Genomic DNA, 15,703 nt, shown 5'->3' on the forward strand with positions numbered 1-15,703 from the left:
CGTTGACGCCGGCGATCGCGGCAGAGCCGGGGCTGGTCGCGCTCTCGGAGAAGCCCTGGCCATCGGTGTAGCTGACCACCACCCGCACCAGGCCGCCGACGTCGCCGTCGTCCAGGGTGTAGGTCGCCTGATCGGCGGCCCCGACGATGTTGACGTAGCCTCCCCCGACGTCGTGCTGCCACTGGTAGTGCAGCGTGCCCAGGCCATCGATGTCGGCCAGGGTCGAGACCGCGGTCAGCACCTGGTCCTCGGTCGCCGTGCCGGTGATCGACACCCCGCCGGTGTGCGGGTCGTTGACCCCGGCGATGGCGGCGGAGGCGCTGCTCGTCACCGAGTTGGCAAAGTTCTGGCCATCGGTATAGCTGACCACCACCCGGACCACGCCGCCGACGTCGGCGTCGCCCAGGGTGTAGGTCGCCTGGTCGGCCGCGCCGGTGCTGACAAAGCCCGAGCCCACGTCGCGCTGCCAGTCATAATGCAGCGTGCCCAGGCCGTCGGAGTCGGCCAGGGTCGAGGTGTCGGCGGTCAGGACCTGGTTCTCGGTCGCCGTGCCGGTGAGCGACACCCCGCCGGTCGGGGCGTCGTTGGTGGCGGTGATCGCCGCGGTCGCCAGGCTGGTCCCCGATTCCACCGTGCCGCCGGCGTCGGTGTAGTAGATCACCACGCGGACCACGCCGCCGATGTCGCCGTCGCCCAGGGTGTAGGTCGACTGGTCGGCGCCGACATTGACGTAGCCGCCCCCGACGTCGTGCTGCCACTGATAGTGCAGCGTGCCGATGCCGTCGGGGTCGGCCAGGGTCGAGACGGCGGTCAGGACCTGGTCCTCGGCCGCCGTGCCGGTGATGCTGGCGCCACCGGTGTGGGCGTCGTTGACGGCGGTGATGTTGACCACCACCGAACCGCCGGCCGAGGCGGCGCCGCCCGCGCCTTGGCCCGAGGCGGGCGCCCCGTCGTTCAGGCTGTAGTTCAGCGAAACGCTGGCAGGCGGTGCGTTGCTGCTGTTGGTGTACTGGATCGAGTGGACGACGTCGTTGACCAGGGCCGTGGTCGCCGTCATCGCGGAGCTGTCGAAGGTGATAGTCAGCACGCCGGCGACGCTGGTGAAGGTGGCGAAGGTCAGGCCGCCGACCTGCAGGTTGCCGCCGCTGACGGTGAAGCCCGCCCCGTTGATGATCGAGAACAGGTCCTGGGCGTTGGCCGCGCCGCGCTGGACCGTGAAGACCGCGCCGTCGAAGTCGCCCGCGCCGCCGTTCAGGGCGCCGAGGTCGACGTCGGACACCGTCAGCGAGCCCAGCAGGGTCGCCGCCGTCTGTTCGGTGGCGGGTACGGCCGGGGTGGTTCCCCCGAAGGTCGGGGTGTCGTTGACCGCGGTGATGCTGGTGGTCAGGTCGATGCTGGCGTCGCTGAACCGGGTCTGGCCGCCGTTGACGCTGACGTCCAGGAGCCCGCCGGTGGTCACCGCGCCGCCCGAATTGTCGATCAGGTAGGCGGTCAAGGCCGGCACGGCGCCGTTGAAGTTGGCCGCCGGCAGGAAGCGGACCAGCGTGCCGGCCGCCAGCACCAGGGCCGTGGACTCGCTCGGCGAGCCGATCGTGACCCAGGCGCCGTTGAAGTACTGCCAGACGCCTTCGCTGGACGCCGCGTTGCCGGTGATGGCCACGCCGGCCAGGGTGTCGCCGACGTCGACGTCGCTGAAGTGCGAGCCGAACAGGGCCGAGACGGTTTGGCCGCCCGGGGCGGCGGTGTCTTCGTTGACGGCCGTCAGGGTGGCCGAGCCGGAGGCGACCGGGGCGTCGTTGCTCGGGGTGACCGTGACGCCCAGCGTCATGGCCGTGCCGTACTGGGTCGAGCCGCCGGTGGTGGTCAGGTCGGCGATCGCGCCGGTGGTCACCGCGCCCGCCGAGTCCTCGATCATGTGAACGGTCAGGGCGGGCGGCGTGCCGGAATAGTCGGCGGCCGGCACGAACCGCACCAGGGTGCTGGCGTCGAGGACGAAGGCGGTGGTGGTCGAGACGGCGGGCAGGTCCTGCCACGCAACGCCGTCGAAATATTGGTACACGCCTTGGGCGGCGGTCGCGGTGTTGGCCGTCACCGCCACGCCGGTCAGGGCGTCGGCGGTGCTGCCGCCCGAGACCTGGTCCTTGGTGTCGGAGAAGTGGCTGGTGAACAGCGCCGAGACCGTCTGGCCGGCGCCGGGCGCGGAATCCTCGGCGATGGTAGTCAAGGTGACGGCCGCGCCGCCGGTGGTGACCGGGGCGTCGTTGACCGCCGTCACCGCGTGGTCGAGCACCACCGTGCCGACCGAATAGCGCGTCGAGCCGCCGCTGGTGGTGACGTTGACCACCGCGCCGTTGGTCAGGGCGCCGCCGGAGGCGTCGATCAGCTTGACCGTCAGGGTCGGGGCCGGGCCGTTGAAGTCGGTGGCCGCCAGGAAACGCAGCGGGGCGGTGGCGGCGAGGGTCACCGCCGCCGCGGTCGAGGCCGCGCCGATGTTCACCCAGCTCGAGCCGTTATAATACTGCCACTGGCCGGTTCCGGCCGATGAGCCGTTGGCGGTCACCGCGATCCCGGCAAAGGCGTTGGCCGACGAACCGCCCGACACCTGGTCGGCGCTGTCGTCGTACTGGCCGCTGAACAGCGCCGAGACCGTGTTGGTGAGGCCGGCGTTGGCCGTGTCCTCGGTGGACGCCGGAGACAGGGTCTCCGTGCCGTCGCCGGCGACGACCGGCGCATCGTTCACCGCGGTGATGGTGACGGTGTAGTTGTCGGTGTCCGACAGGGCGCCGCCCGTGCCGGTATTGCCGCCGTCGTTGGTGACCACCGTCAGGGTGGCCGTGCCGTTGACATTGGTCGTGCCGGTGAACAGCAGGCCGTTGGTCGCCGCCAGGGTGGCGTTGATCTCGTTCAGCGTGGCGGTCAGGGTCACGGACGCCGTGCCGTTGCCGACCACGTCGGCGCCGGTCAGGCCGCCGGCGACGTTGGTCAACAGGGTCAGCACGCCCTTGGTCACCGACAGGGTGACGGTGACGTCGGTGATGCCCGGATTGGCGTCGACGTCGCCGATCTGCAGGCCGGTGACGGCGATGTTGGTGTCTTCGTTACCCGTGGCGCTGCTGACCGTGCCGTTGACCGGCGCGTCGTTGACGGCCGACAGGGTGACCGTCGTCGTGCCGCTGTTCTGGGCGCCGCCGGGCACGTCGGGCGTGCCGTCGCTGACCGTCCAGGTGATGGTGCGGGTGGTGTTGAGTCCGTAGTTGGTCGGGTTGTCGCCGGTGGTCCAGTAGCGGATCTGCGCCAGCGCCGCCTGGTAGTTGGCGATGGTGTCGTAGCCCGTCAGGGTCAGGGTCTCGGTCGCGGCGTTCCAGCTGAGCGTGATGTTGGTGCCGCCGATCCCGCCGGAGATCGCCCCCCCAACGCCATAGCCCAGGTGGTCGTCGGCGGTGCTGGATTCGTTCGACGAGAACTTGCCGCCGGTGATCTGCACCGTGGCGCCGGCCAGGTGGTCGCTCTCGACGTCGGTGATGGTCGGGGCGCCGGTCAGCAGCGCCGGGGCGGAGCCGACGGCCGCCTGTTCGACCACCTGGGTGGCGGTGCCGCTCAGGCCGCTCAGGGTCGGCAGCACGTTGAACTGCATGCCGCCGATATTGGCGGTCGCGCCGAAGCCGGGGTTGATGGTGTTGATCAGGGTCGCGGTGGTGCCGGCGGCGTCGAGCTGGAACACCCAGATGACGTCGTCGTCGCCGGAGGCGTTGCCGTCGGTGACGTTCTCGGTCTCGATGTAGAGGATGTTGTTGACCTCATCGAGCGTCATGTCGCCCGGATAGAAGTCGGCGGCGGTGACGCCCACCACGGTCACCTTGACGGCGTTGGACGCGCCGGTGGTCGTCGAGGCGTTGGCCACCATCCAGATGGCGTTCTCGGCGGCCGGGTCGAAGGTGTCCTCGGCGTGGGTGATGAAGTAGGCGCGGTTGGAACTGACGTCGATCTCGACGTCGGTGATGATGCCGTTCAGCGTGGTGAAGTCGGTGCCGTCGCCATCGAGCGGGAACTGGGCCTGCGGCGCCAGCTTCACCGCCGCGGCGTTGATGTTGTTGAGGTCGAGCCGCCAGACCATGTTGGTCTCGACGTTGACCCCCAGCGAGACGTTGGTGAAGTAGAGGAAGCCCCGCTGGGTATCGATGTCGAAGTCGCGCGGGATAAAGATCCCCGTGCCGGTGCCACTGTTCGTGATCCCCGCCGTCGTCTGGGTGACCAGGAACTGCTCGTTGCTGAGCGCGCCGGTCGTCGCGTTGTAGTCGTAGACCTTGATGCCCTGGGTGCCGTTGCCGAAGCCCGCGCCCACGTCGATATAGCTGACGTACAGCTTCTCGTTGATGTTATCGATGTGCATCGCGTAGACGAGATCGTCGGTCGCGTTGAAGGTCTCGACGGCCGTCGGCGGCGTGGCGCTGCCGATGTGCCCCATCAGGATGCGGCTGTTGGACCCGTCGCCGCCGCCCGCCAGCACGTAGAAAAGGCCCGCGGCGGTGTCGAGCACCACGTCTTCGGGGAAGCCGGTGCCCAGGTCCACGCTCGGGTTGTTGTCGAACACCGTGGTGTGGTTCAGGCCGTCGCTGTTGACATAGACCAGGCGCGCGTCGGTCGCGCCGCCCTGGGTCAGGTACCAGACCTGGCCGGTCGGCTGCGTGCCCAGGACGCTGACGCCGTCGTCCGCGGCGCCGGCCGCGACCGTGTAGGTCGTCCCGCCCACCGTGGCGGTGGTGGTGGTGGTCGCGCCGGAAAGTTCCAGGGAACCGGCGTCGTCCTTGTTGTCAACGAAGGTCAGGCTTCCGTCGGTCTCGACCTTGAAGATGCTGACGCCGCTCTCGGTCCCGCCGACCGTCAGATAGGTGGTCGCGCCCAGCACCGAGACGGACAGGCCCTGGGCCCCGGTCAGCCGCAGGGAGGCGGAGGCGTCATCGACATTGTCGACGTTGGTCAGGATGCCGCTGCTGCTGACCGAGAAGACGCTGACGCCGTTATCGGCCGCGCCGCCGACGAACAGGTAGGTGAAGCCGCCCACCGAGGCGGTGGCCACGTCGCTGGCGCCGTCGAGTTCGAGGGAGCCGCCGTCGGTGACCGAGCTGGTGTGGGTCAGGACGCCCGCGGCGGAGACCGAGAAGACGCTGACGCCGTCATCGACGCCGCCGGCCGCGAACAGGTAGGTGTTGCCGCCGATCACGGCGGTGGTCAGGCCCGTGACGCCGTCCAGCTCGACCGTGCCGTTGTCGGTGACGTTGCTCTGCCAGGTCAGGTCGCCGCTGCCCGCCATGCGGAACACGCTGATGCCGTCCTCGCCGGTTCCAGCCGCGAACACGTAGGCGTTGCCGCCCACCACGACCGAAGCCACCCGCGACACGCCGTTCAGGGTGGTCGATGCATCGTCGGCGACGTTGTCGACGTTGGTCAGGCCGCCGTTGGTTCCGACCCGGAACACGCTGAGGCCGTTGTCGCCGGCCCCGGCCGCGACCAGGTAGGTGTTGCCGTTGGCGACCACCGTGGTCAGGCCGCTGACGCCCACCAGGTTCAGGGACCCGGAGTCGGTGAAGTTGGCGACGTTGGTCAGGGCGCCGTTGAGGGCCAGGCTGAAGACGCTGATCCCGTTGTCCACCCCGCCCGCGACGAAGACGTAGGTGGTTCCTCCCACCTCGGCCGAGGTGACGGCCGACGCCCCGTCCAGTTCGAACGCGCCGCCATCGGTTTCATTGTCGTTGTTGGTGAGCACGATCGACATGGGTCAGTCCTTTGCCCCGGCAGGGACGAACCCCGACCGACGAACGCCGGCGACGCCGCGCGGCGTGCCCCAGGCGTGATGTGGAGGAAGCGCCAGGCGACCGGCGTCGGCCGGCGCCCCGAGCCATGAGGAAGAATCGTGCGTGTAAGCGCATATTTTGCGCATCGGACTCCCCCCTGGCTCTAGCGATATCGCGAACGCAACCTTAACGACGAGACCGGACCCGCACAAGTAGAGACATCGGCGCTCGGCGAACCACGTTCGCGTTTCTGTTGTGCGTCCCAGGATAGTCGGCTACGAAGACTCAATCGCGGGCTGGGGGCGGTAACTCTTGAACAACGTTAAGAAGTGAACGCACGACCCAGGGTTTACCGGGTCGGAGCGATGCCCCTAGATTGCATGGCCATTACACGGGAGCGGGAGCCGCAAGATGAGTCAGCCTTATGTCGGTGAAATCCGGATATTCGGGGGCAACTTCGCTCCCGCCGGATGGGCGTTCTGCGATGGCCAGCTCATGTCCATCTCCGAGAACGAAGTGTTGTTCCAGCTGATCGGCACCACCTATGGCGGCGACGGTCAGGAGACCTTCGCCGCACCTGACCTGCGCGGCCGCGTGCCGATGCACATGGGCACGGGCCCCGACGGGGTCACCTACATCGAGGGCGACAGGAGCGGCGTCGAGACCGTCACCCTGACCACCAACCTGATACCGCAACATACCCACCCCCTGCTGGTCAGCGGCGCGGCCGGCGCCACCGCCACCCCCGTCGGCAGCTACCTGTCCAGCGAGGGCCCCGCGGGCACGACCCAGGTGTACGGCTACATACCGTACACCGGGACCACCCAGGTGGCGCTCAACCCGGCGACCTTCATGCCGGCCGGCGGCAGCCAGCCGCACGACAACATGCAGCCGTACCTGGGGCTGAACTTCATCATCTCGCTGTATGGCATCTTTCCCCATCAGTGACGGCGCGACGCGCGATCGCGCTCGCCCCCTCCTGACGACCCGGAGACCGGAATATGTCCTCACCATTCGTCGCCGAAATCCGCATGTTCGGCTTCAACTTCCCGCCCAGGGGCTGGGCTTTCTGCGACGGCCAGCTCCTGCCGATCTCGCAGAACACCGCCCTGTTCTCGCTGCTCGGCACCACCTATGGCGGCAACGGAACGTCGACCTTCGCCCTGCCCAACCTGCAGGGGTCGGTTCCGCTGCACATCGGCCGCAACCAGCCCGGCCCGGGCCTGTCGGTCTATGACCTGGGCCAGGTCGGCGGCGAGACGAGCGTCACCCTGCTGCAATCGGAAATGCCGTCGCACGGTCACACGCCGATGGTGTCCAACACCGCGGGCACCGTGCCCGACGCCGGCCCCGCCAACCAACTGGCCAAGAGCGCCAAGGGCAACATCGTCACGGGCGAGACCCAGGGCAAGTTCTTCAGCAGCGCCGCGCCGACCGGCGAGATGGCCCTGCAGGCCTCGGGCGCGGTGGGCGGCAACCTGCCGCACAACAACTGCATGCCGACGTTGGTCGTGAACTACTGCATCGCGCTGCAGGGCGTTTTCCCGGCGCGCAACTAGCCGCCAGCATCGCGCAAACCCAAGCCGCCGCGCTCGATAGCGCGCGCCACCGATAAAAGGAGTCGAACCATGGGTACGCCGTTCATGGGCGAGTTGAGGATCATGTCCTTCAATTTCGCGCCACAAGGCTGGGCGCTGTGCAACGGCCAGTTCCTGCCGATCAACCAGAACCAGGCCCTCTTCTCTCTGCTGGGCACCACCTACGGCGGCAACGGGCAGACGACCTTCGCCCTGCCCGACCTGCGGGGTCGCATTCCGTTGCACATGGGCGATGGCTTCGTCCTGGGCCAGGCCAGCGGTCAAGCCAGCCACACCCTGATCCAGAGCGAGATGCCGACCCACTTCCACGTGATGCGCGGCGACGGCACGACGGCCGCCGCCAGCAACGTCGGCACGCCGGTCGCCAACATGAGCTTCGGCCAGACGACGGGTGCGCCGGCGTCCGGGGCGGCGTTCGCCTACAACATGTACGCCACGGCCCCGACCAACGCGACGACGCTGCACCCGGCCTCGGTCAGCAACACCGGCGGCAGCCAGCCGCACGAGAACCGCCAGCCGTTCCTGGTGCTGGAGATCTGCATCGCCCTGTCGGGCGCCTACCCGTCGCGCAACTAGACCAGACCCTCTGGCGATGATCGCTTCACTCGGAAACGATCATCGCCCGTCGTCAGTTGAAGACGGCCTGGTAGTTCTGGTGCGCGGTCGACGGCGTGTGGGTCGGGATGATGTAGAGGTCGTAGGCCGGTCCGCCTTCCGCCTCGAGCGTCCGCAGGCCCTCCGGCAGGATGGCGTCCGGCGGACCGCGAAACACCAGGGTGAACGGCGTCCGGGGCGCGATCTCGGCCTCCCAGGCCTGCATCGCGCGGCGGTCCACCGCGGTCAGCACCAGCGCCAGATCGACGCCTCCGACACGGAAGGTCTGGCCGACATGGCCGTCGAAGAGGTCGGCGGTGAGTTCGAGGGTCATGGATTCCGTCGCTGGCGAATCACGGGTACGTCAGTATGGCGGCTTCACGACCGGAACGGGAAGACCGCCCCGCTTCGCCCCTCGGACCAAACGCCCCGATGAGTTTTCGCCGATGAGTTCGAACGCCGACACCGCCGTCCTCGCCTCGCCGCTCGGCGTCATCGCGCTGCGCCCCGAGGTTCCCACCGACGAGGCCTTCCGCTTCGCCCTGTTCCGCGCCTCGCGCGGGCCGGGCTGGGACCAGGTCGCCCTGCCGCCCGACATGCTGGCGATGATCATGACCCAGCAGTTCCGGGCCCAGACGCTGGGCTATCGGGCCGACTATCCCGACGCCCGCCTGGAGATCATCACCGTCGACGACACGCCGGCCGGACGGCTGGCGGTCGACCGCGGCCGGGGCGCGGTCCATCTGGTCGACATCGCCGTGACCCCGGACCGGCGCGGCCAGGGCCTGGGAACCACCATCCTGCGGCAACTGATGGCCGAGGCCGCCGAGGCCGCCCTGCCCATGACCCTGCACGTGGCCCGCGACAACCTCGCGGCCCATCGGCTCTATCTGCGCCTGGGCTTCGAGGCGATCACCGAAGACGAAACCCACCTGTCGATGCGCTGGCTCCCGGCCTCGGTGAAGCCGGCCTGATGCGCGTCGCCGTCGTCGGCTGCGGAGCCTGGGGCGTCAACCTGGCCCGGACCTGCGCCGAACTTGGGGTGCTGAGCGCCGTGGTCGACGCCGACGCGGCCGCCGCCGGACGCCAGGCCGCGGCCTGGGGCGTTCCCGCCCTGTCCCTGACCCAGGCGCTGGAGGACACCGGCCTGGGCGCCGTGATCGTCGCCACCCCGGCCCCGACCCACGCCGAAATCTGTCGCCGGGCCCTGGACCACGGCAAGGACGTCTTCGTCGAAAAACCCCTGGCCTTCGACCTCGCCGAGGCCGAGGCCTTGGCCGACCATGTGCGCCGCTCGGACCGGGTGTTCATGATCGGCCACCTGCTGCGCTACCACCCGGCGTTCGAGGCCCTGCTGGCCCACGTCCGGCGCGGCGACATCGGCGCGGTGCGCTATGTCACCGCCTCGCGGCTGAACCTGGGGCGGATCCGCGTCCACGAGGACGCCTTCCTCAGCCTGTCGCCCCACGACGTCTCGATGATCCTGGCGGTGACGGACGAGGCGCCCGACCGGGTGGTGGCGGCGGGCCGGGCCTTCGTCACCCCGGGGGTGGTCGACGAGGCGCACGCCGACCTCTGGTTCCCATCCGGCGTCCACGCCCACATCGCCGCCAGCTGGCTCAGTCCGTACAAGGAGCAGAAGCTGGTGGTGGTGGGCGAGACCGGCGCCCTGGTGTTCGACGACGTCCGTCCCTGGCCCGAGAAGCTGTGGCGGCGCGACCAGGCCGCGGCGATGACGCCGGCCGGCCCCGTCGCCGTCGGCGGCGATCCGCGGTTCCTTGAACTGACCGCGGAGACGCCATTGACCAGAGAAATCCGCCACTTCCTCGAATGTTGCCGCACCCGGAACGCCGCCCTGACGGGTATCGACGAAGCTCTTCGCGTGCAACGCGTGCTGGAACGCGTCCGGTCTCTACTGGCCACCTAGCCCGTCAACCCTTCGAAAACGGCAAAAACGGCCCGCTAGCCTTGGCTCATCTCGCGTAACATTGTTTTAACATTAACGATGCACTGGTGATCATAAAATACAGTCGGAAACATAGCCCTTCATTCACAAGATGTTTTGCCTGGATGATCAAATATACCCCCGCCAAATCAGCTTTTCCTAAGTCATGGTTCAGCGTAGGCTCGCGCCGAAGCGATTGGCGGGTCAACCGCTAACATCACACGGGGGCGGCTCGGTCGGTGAACATTCATCTTTCAACATTTCCACTGAGCGGCGACACTTCGGCGTCATCGAGCTTTCATGCGTTGACGCGCAAAATCCAACAGCGCGACGCCGTGATCGGCGTCATCGGCATGGGCTATGTCGGGCTGCCGCTGTCGGAAGCCTTCGCCTCGGCCGGGTTCCCGGTGATGGGCTTCGATCTCGACGCCGACCGGCTGGCGGCCCTGAGCGAGGGCGTGTCCTACCTGGCCCACGTCTCCGACGCGCGCGTGGCCGCGATGCGAGGCCGGGGCTTCACGGTCACCGCCAATCCGGACGTCCTGTCGCGCGCCGACGCCATCCTGATCTGCGTGCCGACCCCGATCACCTCGCATCGCGCGCCCGACCTCGGCCACGTGGTCGAGGCCGCCGAGACCCTGGCCCGCGTGCTGCGCCCCGGCCAGCTGGTGGTGCTGGAATCGACCACCTTTCCCGGCGCCACCGCCGAGGTGCTCAAGCCGATCCTGGAGCGCAGCGGCCTGCGCGCCGGCCACGACTTCGCCCTGGCCTATTCGCCGGAACGCGAAGACCCCGGCAACCGCGCCTTCACCACCGCCTCGATCCCCAAGATCGTCGGGGCCGACAGCGAGGCCGAGCGCCGCGTCACCTGCGCCCTCTACGACGCCATCACCACCACCGTTCCGGTCGGCGACACCCGCACCGCCGAGGCCGTCAAGCTGACCGAGAACGTCTTCCGGTTCGTCAACATCGCCCTGGTCAACGAGCTGAAGGTCACCTTCGACGCGCTGGGGATCGACGTCTGGGAAGTGATCCAGGCGGCCCAGACCAAACCGTTCGGCTACATGCCGTTCTTCCCCGGCCCCGGGGTCGGCGGCCATTGCATCCCGGTGGACCCCTTCTATCTGGCCTGGCGCGCCAAGGCCGAGGGCGCTTGCCTGCGGATGGTCGAACTGGCCGGCGAGATCTCCCAGGCCATGCCCAGGCGGGTGATCGACAAGACCCTGCAAGCCCTGGCCGAACGCGGTCGCTCGCCGGTCGGCGCGCACATCCTGGTGGTCGGGGTCGCCTACAAGCGCAACATCGACGACACCCGCGAGACCCCGGCCCGCGACATCATCGAGATCCTGCGCAGCCACGGCGCCCGGGTCAGCTACCACGACTCGCTGGCTCCCGAACTGACGGTCGGCGACACCCTGATGACCTCGATCGACATCACGGGCGACGCCCTGACCGCCTTCGATTGCGCCATCATCGTCACCGACCACGACCACCTCGACTACGAGCGCCTGGCGCGCGAGACGCCGCTGGTGATCGACACCCGCAACGCCACCGCCGGGGTCGACCCGACGCTGAGCGACAAGATCGTCAAGGCCTGAGATGAGCGCCCCGCCCCCCTCGAACCCGCAACCGGCCTGGGCCCACCCCTCGGCCGAGGTCGAGCCCGGCGCCGTGCTCGGCGCGGGCACGCGCGTCTGGCGCTTCAGCCATGTGGCGGCGGGAGCGAGGATCGGCGCCGACTGCGTGATCGGCCAGAACGTCGCCGTCGGTCCCGGCGTGGTGATCGGCGACCGCTGCAAGGTCCAGAACAATGTCAGCCTCTATGCCGGGGTGGTGCTGGAGGACGGGGTGTTCTGCGGCCCCAGTTGCGTGTTCACCAATGTCACCACGCCGCGCGCCGAGATCGACCGCAAGGCCGAGTTCAAGCTCACCCGCGTGCGGCGCGGGGCGACCATCGGGGCCAACGCCACCATCGTCTGCGGCCACACTCTGGGCGCCTGGTGCCTGGTCGCGGCCGGGGCCGTGGTCACCCATGACGTCCCCGCCCTGGCGCTGATGGCCGGCGTTCCGGCCCGCCGGATCGGCTGGGCCAGCCATGCCGGCGAAGTGCTGGGCGAGGACCTGGTCTGCCCGCGCACCGGCGACCGCTACGCCGAGCGGCCCGAGGGGCTGCGACGGGTGATCAACCTTTCGGGCTTCGGCGACGACGAGCCCTCCCATGAAGAACAGTCAGTGAGCGTAGGATGAAACGGGCCCTGGTCATCGGATCGGAAGGCAATATCGGCAAGCCCCTGGCGGCCCATCTGCGGGCCGGCGGCTGGGAGGTGCTGTGCGCCGACATCAAGCCCGGCTGGCGCAAGGACTACCTGCAGGTCGACATCAACCAGCCGGCCGACCTGATGCCGACCCTGCGCTGGAAGCCCGACGTGATCTTCGCCCTGGCCGCCGTGGTCAGCCGGGTGACCTGCGAGCAGGCCTCCAGCCTGGCGGTCGCCACCAATCTGGGCGGGTTGAACAACGTGGTGCTGCTGGCCCAGGCCGCCGACGCCAAGCTGGTCTATTTCTCGACCTCCGAGGTCTACGGCCCCACCGACGGGCCGATGGACGAGGCGGCGACCGTCCCGAGACCCAACAACCGCTACGGCCTGACCAAGCTGCTGGGCGAGCAGCTGGTCGACTACGAGGTCGCCCAGCACGGCCTGCGCGCCGTCACCCTGCGGCCGTTCATGATCTATGACGAGAACGAGGACTTCGGCGACCACCGCTCGGCGATGATCCGCTTCGCCCACGACCTGGCGCGCGGCCGGCCGATCGAGGTGCATCGCGGAAGCGCCCGCGGCTGGCTGCACATCTCCGACGCCGTGCGGGCCATCGAGGCCGCCGCCGGAGCCCCGGACCATGCGGTGATCAATATCGGCCATCCCGACGTCACCCCGATCGAGCATCTCGCCGAAGGACTGCGGGCCCGATTGAACGCCGCGCCCGCCCTGATCACCGTGCGCGACCTGCCGGCCCGGATGACGGCCGCCAAGCAGCCCAGCCTGGACCGCATGCGCGACCTGCTGGGCGTCACGCCCCGAGTGTCGCTGGACGAAGGCCTGGACCGCGTCGTCGCCCGGGTGCGGGCCCGGCTGGCCCAGGTCCAGGCCCAGACCGAGTTGGGCCAGACCGAGTTGGGGACGCCGGCGTGACAGCCCGCCTGCTGACCGTGGTCGGCGCCCGGCCGCAGTTCGTCAAGGCCATGCCGGTCAGCCGCGCCATCGCCCGCGCCCCTGGCCTGGTCGAGGTGATGGTCCATACCGGCCAGCACCACGACGCGGCGATGTCGGGGGATTTCTTCCAGGCCCTGGGCCTGCCGGAGCCGGCCGAGAACCTGGGAATCCACGGCGGCTCGCACGGCGAGATGACCGGCCGCATGCTGGCCGCCCTCGACGGGGTGATCGGCCGGGTCCGGCCCGACCTGGTGATCGTCTACGGCGACACCAATTCCACCCTTGCCGGGGCCCTGGCCGCCGCCAAGGCCGGCGTGCCGGTGGCCCATATCGAGGCGGGGCTGCGGGTGTTCGATCGCACCATGCCCGAAGAGACCAACCGCGTGGTCGTCGACCACCTCAGCCGGCTGCTGTTCGCGCCGACCAGGGCCGCCGTCGCCAACCTGGCGCGCGAGGGACTGATCGAGGGCGTCTCGCATGTCGGCGACGTGATGCAGGACGCGGTGCTGGCCATGGCCGCCATGCCCGTCACGGGCGAGAGCGTGCTGCGCCGCCTGGGCCTGACGCCGGGCGCCTATGCCGTGGCCACCCTGCACCGGGCGGCCACGACGCAAAGCCCGGCCAGCCTGGCGGCGGCCGTCGGCTACCTGCGGGCCCGCCTCGACCAGACGCCGATCGTCCTGCCCCTGCATCCGCGCACCCGCGACGCGGCCGCCCGCTTCGGCGTCGACTTGGCCGGGCTGACGGTGATCGAGCCGCTCGGACCGCTCGACATGCAGCGCCTGCTGGCCGACTGCGCGGCGGTGTTCACCGACTCCGGCGGCCTGCAGAAGGAGGCCTATTTTCATCGCAAGCCCTGTGTGACACTGCGCGACGACACCGAATGGAGCGAGACGGTGGACACGGGGTGGAACCGTCTCTGGACCGTGGCCGACTATCGCCCGCGGCGTGAGATCGACGACTACGGAACCGGTAACGCGGCCGAGCGGATCGTCCAGGCGATCGCCCGGTTCCTGGCCGCCGACCTCGTCACGCCGCGCGCCGCGACCGGAGCGAACGCATGAAGGACACCCACGAGACGCGACCGCCGCCGCTCCCGTCCCATGACGCGGCCAAGCCCGGCCGGCGTCGCGCCAAGGCCCCTCACCGGAAGAACCGGCCGTTGCGGATCCTGCTGGCCTGCAACTACGACCCGGCCAACGCCGCCACCGTCTGCGACCACATCAACGCCTTCGCGCGCTACTCCCGGCACGACGTCCACGTGCTGTCCAAGGTCGGCGAGATCTTCGCCGACCTGGACCTGGCCAATTTCGACGCCGTGGTCATCCACTATTCCCTGGCCCTGGCCCTGGAATCCTACGTCGGTCCGCGCTCGCGCCGCGCGCTGGCCGACTTCAAGGGCGCCAAGGCGGTGTTCATCCAGGACGAATACCGCTTCGTGAACGCCACGCTGGAGGCCCTGGAGGCCTGTGGCGTGGACCTGGTCTTCACCTGCCTGGGCCCGGCCGAGGCGGCCCGGGTCTATGGACGGGTGCGCGGCGGCCAGCTTCGAACGCAGCAGGTGCTGACCGGCTACGTGCCCCACGGGTTGCTGGACTACCCGCCGGGTCCGCTGGCGGCCCGGCCCATCATGGTCGGCTACCGCGGACGAACCTATCCGGCCTGGCACGGCGAACAGGGGCGCGAGAAGATCCGCATCGGCAAGCTGTTCAAGCGCGACGCCAAGCGCTTCGGCCTCTCCACCGACATCGCCTGGTCGGAAAGCAGTCGACTGTACGGCGCCGACTGGCTGAACTTCATCCGCCGCTGCCGGGCGGTGCTGGCCGTCGAGAGCGGGGCCAGCGTCTTCGACTTCGACGGCGCGGTCGCCGCCCGCAGCGAGAGCTTCGCCGCCCTGGTCGAGCGTCCCCACCCGATCCCCGGCCTGTCCCGCAAGGCGTCCTACGAGACCTTGCGCGACCGGTTCTTCGCCGGGCGCGAGGACGAGATCGACATCGCCCAGATTTCGCCCCGGGTGTTCGAGGCCATCGCCCTGCGCACCCTGGTGGTCGCCTATCCCGGTCGCTATTCGGACGTCATCCAACCCTGGCGGCACTACATCCCGCTCGACAAGGACCACGGCAACATGGCGCAGGTGGTGGACGCCCTGCGCGACGTCGACCGTGTCGCCGAGATCATCGCCAACGCCTATGCCGAGGTCGCCCTCAACCCCGCCTACAGCTATGCGACGATGATCGACCGCTTCGACGGCCTGGTCACGGACCTGGCGGCGGAGCGACCGCCGGCCGCCCTGGACGACTGCGTCGGCGACGACTTCCGCGAGGCCTTCCCGCTGCTGCTGATCGACAACCCCCACGCCCTGCCGCGGCCCAGCCGCCCGCGGCGGTTGGCAAGCAAACTGCTGCGGCGGCTGAGGCTGCACGGCCTGGTGCGCCGCCTCGTTCGCTAGACGCGTGCTCTCAATGGGTTGTCCTTCACCTCCGCCCCGCCGTCTCCGCCCCTGGTAGGACTTTGGGGGCGCCCGCTTGTGGGCAAGACCCGAAGTGGTAGCTTGGCCTTGTA

12 protein-coding genes are annotated in these 15,703 nt (G+C 69.3%); 10 read left to right on the plus strand and 2 right to left on the minus strand.

What is annotated here, in order from left to right; translation table 11 throughout:
• On the minus strand, window positions 1–5,773 hold a 5,773-nt coding region (locus tag PMI01_RS10940; protein WP_007668022.1), incomplete at its 3' end, for a beta strand repeat-containing protein.
• Window positions 5,774–6,203: 430 nt separating this feature from the next.
• On the opposite strand from PMI01_RS10940, the gene PMI01_RS10945 reads away from it, so the two are divergent.
• The 3 genes from PMI01_RS10945 to PMI01_RS10955 all read left to right on the plus strand — a co-directional run bounded on the left by PMI01_RS10945 (window position 6,204) and on the right by PMI01_RS10955 (window position 7,966).
• Window positions 6,204–6,740 carry a phage tail protein gene (locus tag PMI01_RS10945; protein WP_007668024.1) on the plus strand — a complete coding sequence of 179 codons (537 nt, stop codon included), beginning with the start codon at window positions 6,204–6,206 and terminating at the stop codon, window positions 6,738–6,740.
• A 53-nt stretch (window positions 6,741–6,793) separates the two neighbouring features.
• Entirely contained in the window at window positions 6,794–7,351 is a 558-nt protein-coding gene (locus tag PMI01_RS10950) for a phage tail protein (protein WP_007668026.1), read from the plus strand.
• 69 nt (window positions 7,352–7,420) lie between these two features.
• A complete protein-coding gene (locus tag PMI01_RS10955) occupies window positions 7,421–7,966 on the plus strand; it encodes a phage tail protein (RefSeq protein WP_007668033.1) in 546 nt (181 codons plus the stop codon).
• Between the two features lie 52 nt (window positions 7,967–8,018).
• Here PMI01_RS10955 and PMI01_RS10960 read toward each other — a convergent pair whose 3' ends face one another.
• Window positions 8,019–8,318: a DUF6916 family protein gene (locus PMI01_RS10960; RefSeq protein ID WP_007668034.1), complete on the minus strand. Its 300-nt coding sequence runs from the start codon at window positions 8,316–8,318 to the stop codon at window positions 8,019–8,021.
• A 112-nt stretch (window positions 8,319–8,430) separates the two neighbouring features.
• Between PMI01_RS10960 and PMI01_RS10965 the strand changes: the two genes are divergently transcribed.
• The 7 genes from PMI01_RS10965 (at window position 8,431) to PMI01_RS10995 (ending at window position 15,590) form a co-directional block, all read left to right on the plus strand.
• Window positions 8,431–8,958, plus strand: coding sequence for a GNAT family N-acetyltransferase (locus tag PMI01_RS10965; RefSeq protein WP_007668036.1), 528 nt, complete (start codon window positions 8,431–8,433; stop codon window positions 8,956–8,958).
• Window positions 8,958–9,911 (plus strand): Gfo/Idh/MocA family protein, encoded by a 954-nt coding sequence (locus tag PMI01_RS10970; RefSeq protein ID WP_007668037.1) that lies wholly within the window; start codon window positions 8,958–8,960, stop codon window positions 9,909–9,911. The genes PMI01_RS10965 and PMI01_RS10970 overlap by 1 nt, the downstream gene beginning before the upstream one ends.
• Window positions 9,912–10,234: 323 nt before the next feature.
• Complete coding sequence (locus tag PMI01_RS10975) at window positions 10,235–11,527, plus strand: nucleotide sugar dehydrogenase (protein ID WP_007668038.1); 1,293 nt, start codon at window positions 10,235–10,237, stop codon at window positions 11,525–11,527.
• 1 nt (window position 11,528) lies between these two features.
• Window positions 11,529–12,176: an acyltransferase gene (locus tag PMI01_RS10980; RefSeq protein WP_007668039.1), complete on the plus strand. Its 648-nt coding sequence runs from the start codon at window positions 11,529–11,531 to the stop codon at window positions 12,174–12,176.
• On the plus strand, window positions 12,173–13,120 hold the full coding sequence (locus PMI01_RS10985; protein ID WP_007668040.1) for an NAD-dependent epimerase/dehydratase family protein: 948 nt from the start codon (window positions 12,173–12,175) through the stop codon (window positions 13,118–13,120). The genes PMI01_RS10980 and PMI01_RS10985 overlap by 4 nt, the downstream gene beginning before the upstream one ends.
• Complete coding sequence (gene wecB / locus PMI01_RS10990; protein WP_007668041.1) at window positions 13,117–14,205, plus strand: non-hydrolyzing UDP-N-acetylglucosamine 2-epimerase; 1,089 nt, start codon at window positions 13,117–13,119, stop codon at window positions 14,203–14,205. Before PMI01_RS10985 ends, wecB begins: the two co-directional genes overlap by 4 nt.
• Window positions 14,202–15,590 (plus strand): hypothetical protein, encoded by a 1,389-nt coding sequence (locus PMI01_RS10995; RefSeq protein WP_007668042.1) that lies wholly within the window; start codon window positions 14,202–14,204, stop codon window positions 15,588–15,590. The genes wecB and PMI01_RS10995 overlap by 4 nt, the downstream gene beginning before the upstream one ends.
• The last annotated feature ends 113 nt before the right edge of the window (window positions 15,591–15,703 follow it).

Origin of the sequence: Caulobacter sp. AP07 (assembly GCF_000281955.1) — a bacterium.
GTDB lineage: Bacteria > Pseudomonadota > Alphaproteobacteria > Caulobacterales > Caulobacteraceae > Caulobacter.

Bases quoted from the DNA above. Each gene is read 5' to 3' on its own strand.
- PMI01_RS10955 (WP_007668033.1), top strand. From the start codon at position 7,421: ATGGGTACGCCGTTCATGGGCGAGTTGAGGATCATGTCCTTCAATTTC.
- PMI01_RS10965 (WP_007668036.1), top strand. From the start codon at position 8,431: ATGAGTTCGAACGCCGACACCGCCGTCCTCGCCTCGCCGCTCGGCGTC.
- PMI01_RS10945 (WP_007668024.1), top strand. From the start codon at position 6,204: ATGAGTCAGCCTTATGTCGGTGAAATCCGGATATTCGGGGGCAACTTC.
- PMI01_RS10985 (WP_007668040.1), top strand. From the start codon at position 12,173: ATGAAACGGGCCCTGGTCATCGGATCGGAAGGCAATATCGGCAAGCCC.
- PMI01_RS10950 (WP_007668026.1), top strand. From the start codon at position 6,794: ATGTCCTCACCATTCGTCGCCGAAATCCGCATGTTCGGCTTCAACTTC.
- PMI01_RS10960 (WP_007668034.1), bottom strand. From the start codon at position 8,318: ATGACCCTCGAACTCACCGCCGACCTCTTCGACGGCCATGTCGGCCAG.
- PMI01_RS10970 (WP_007668037.1), top strand. From the start codon at position 8,958: ATGCGCGTCGCCGTCGTCGGCTGCGGAGCCTGGGGCGTCAACCTGGCC.
- PMI01_RS10980 (WP_007668039.1), top strand. From the start codon at position 11,529: ATGAGCGCCCCGCCCCCCTCGAACCCGCAACCGGCCTGGGCCCACCCC.
- PMI01_RS10995 (WP_007668042.1), top strand. From the start codon at position 14,202: ATGAAGGACACCCACGAGACGCGACCGCCGCCGCTCCCGTCCCATGAC.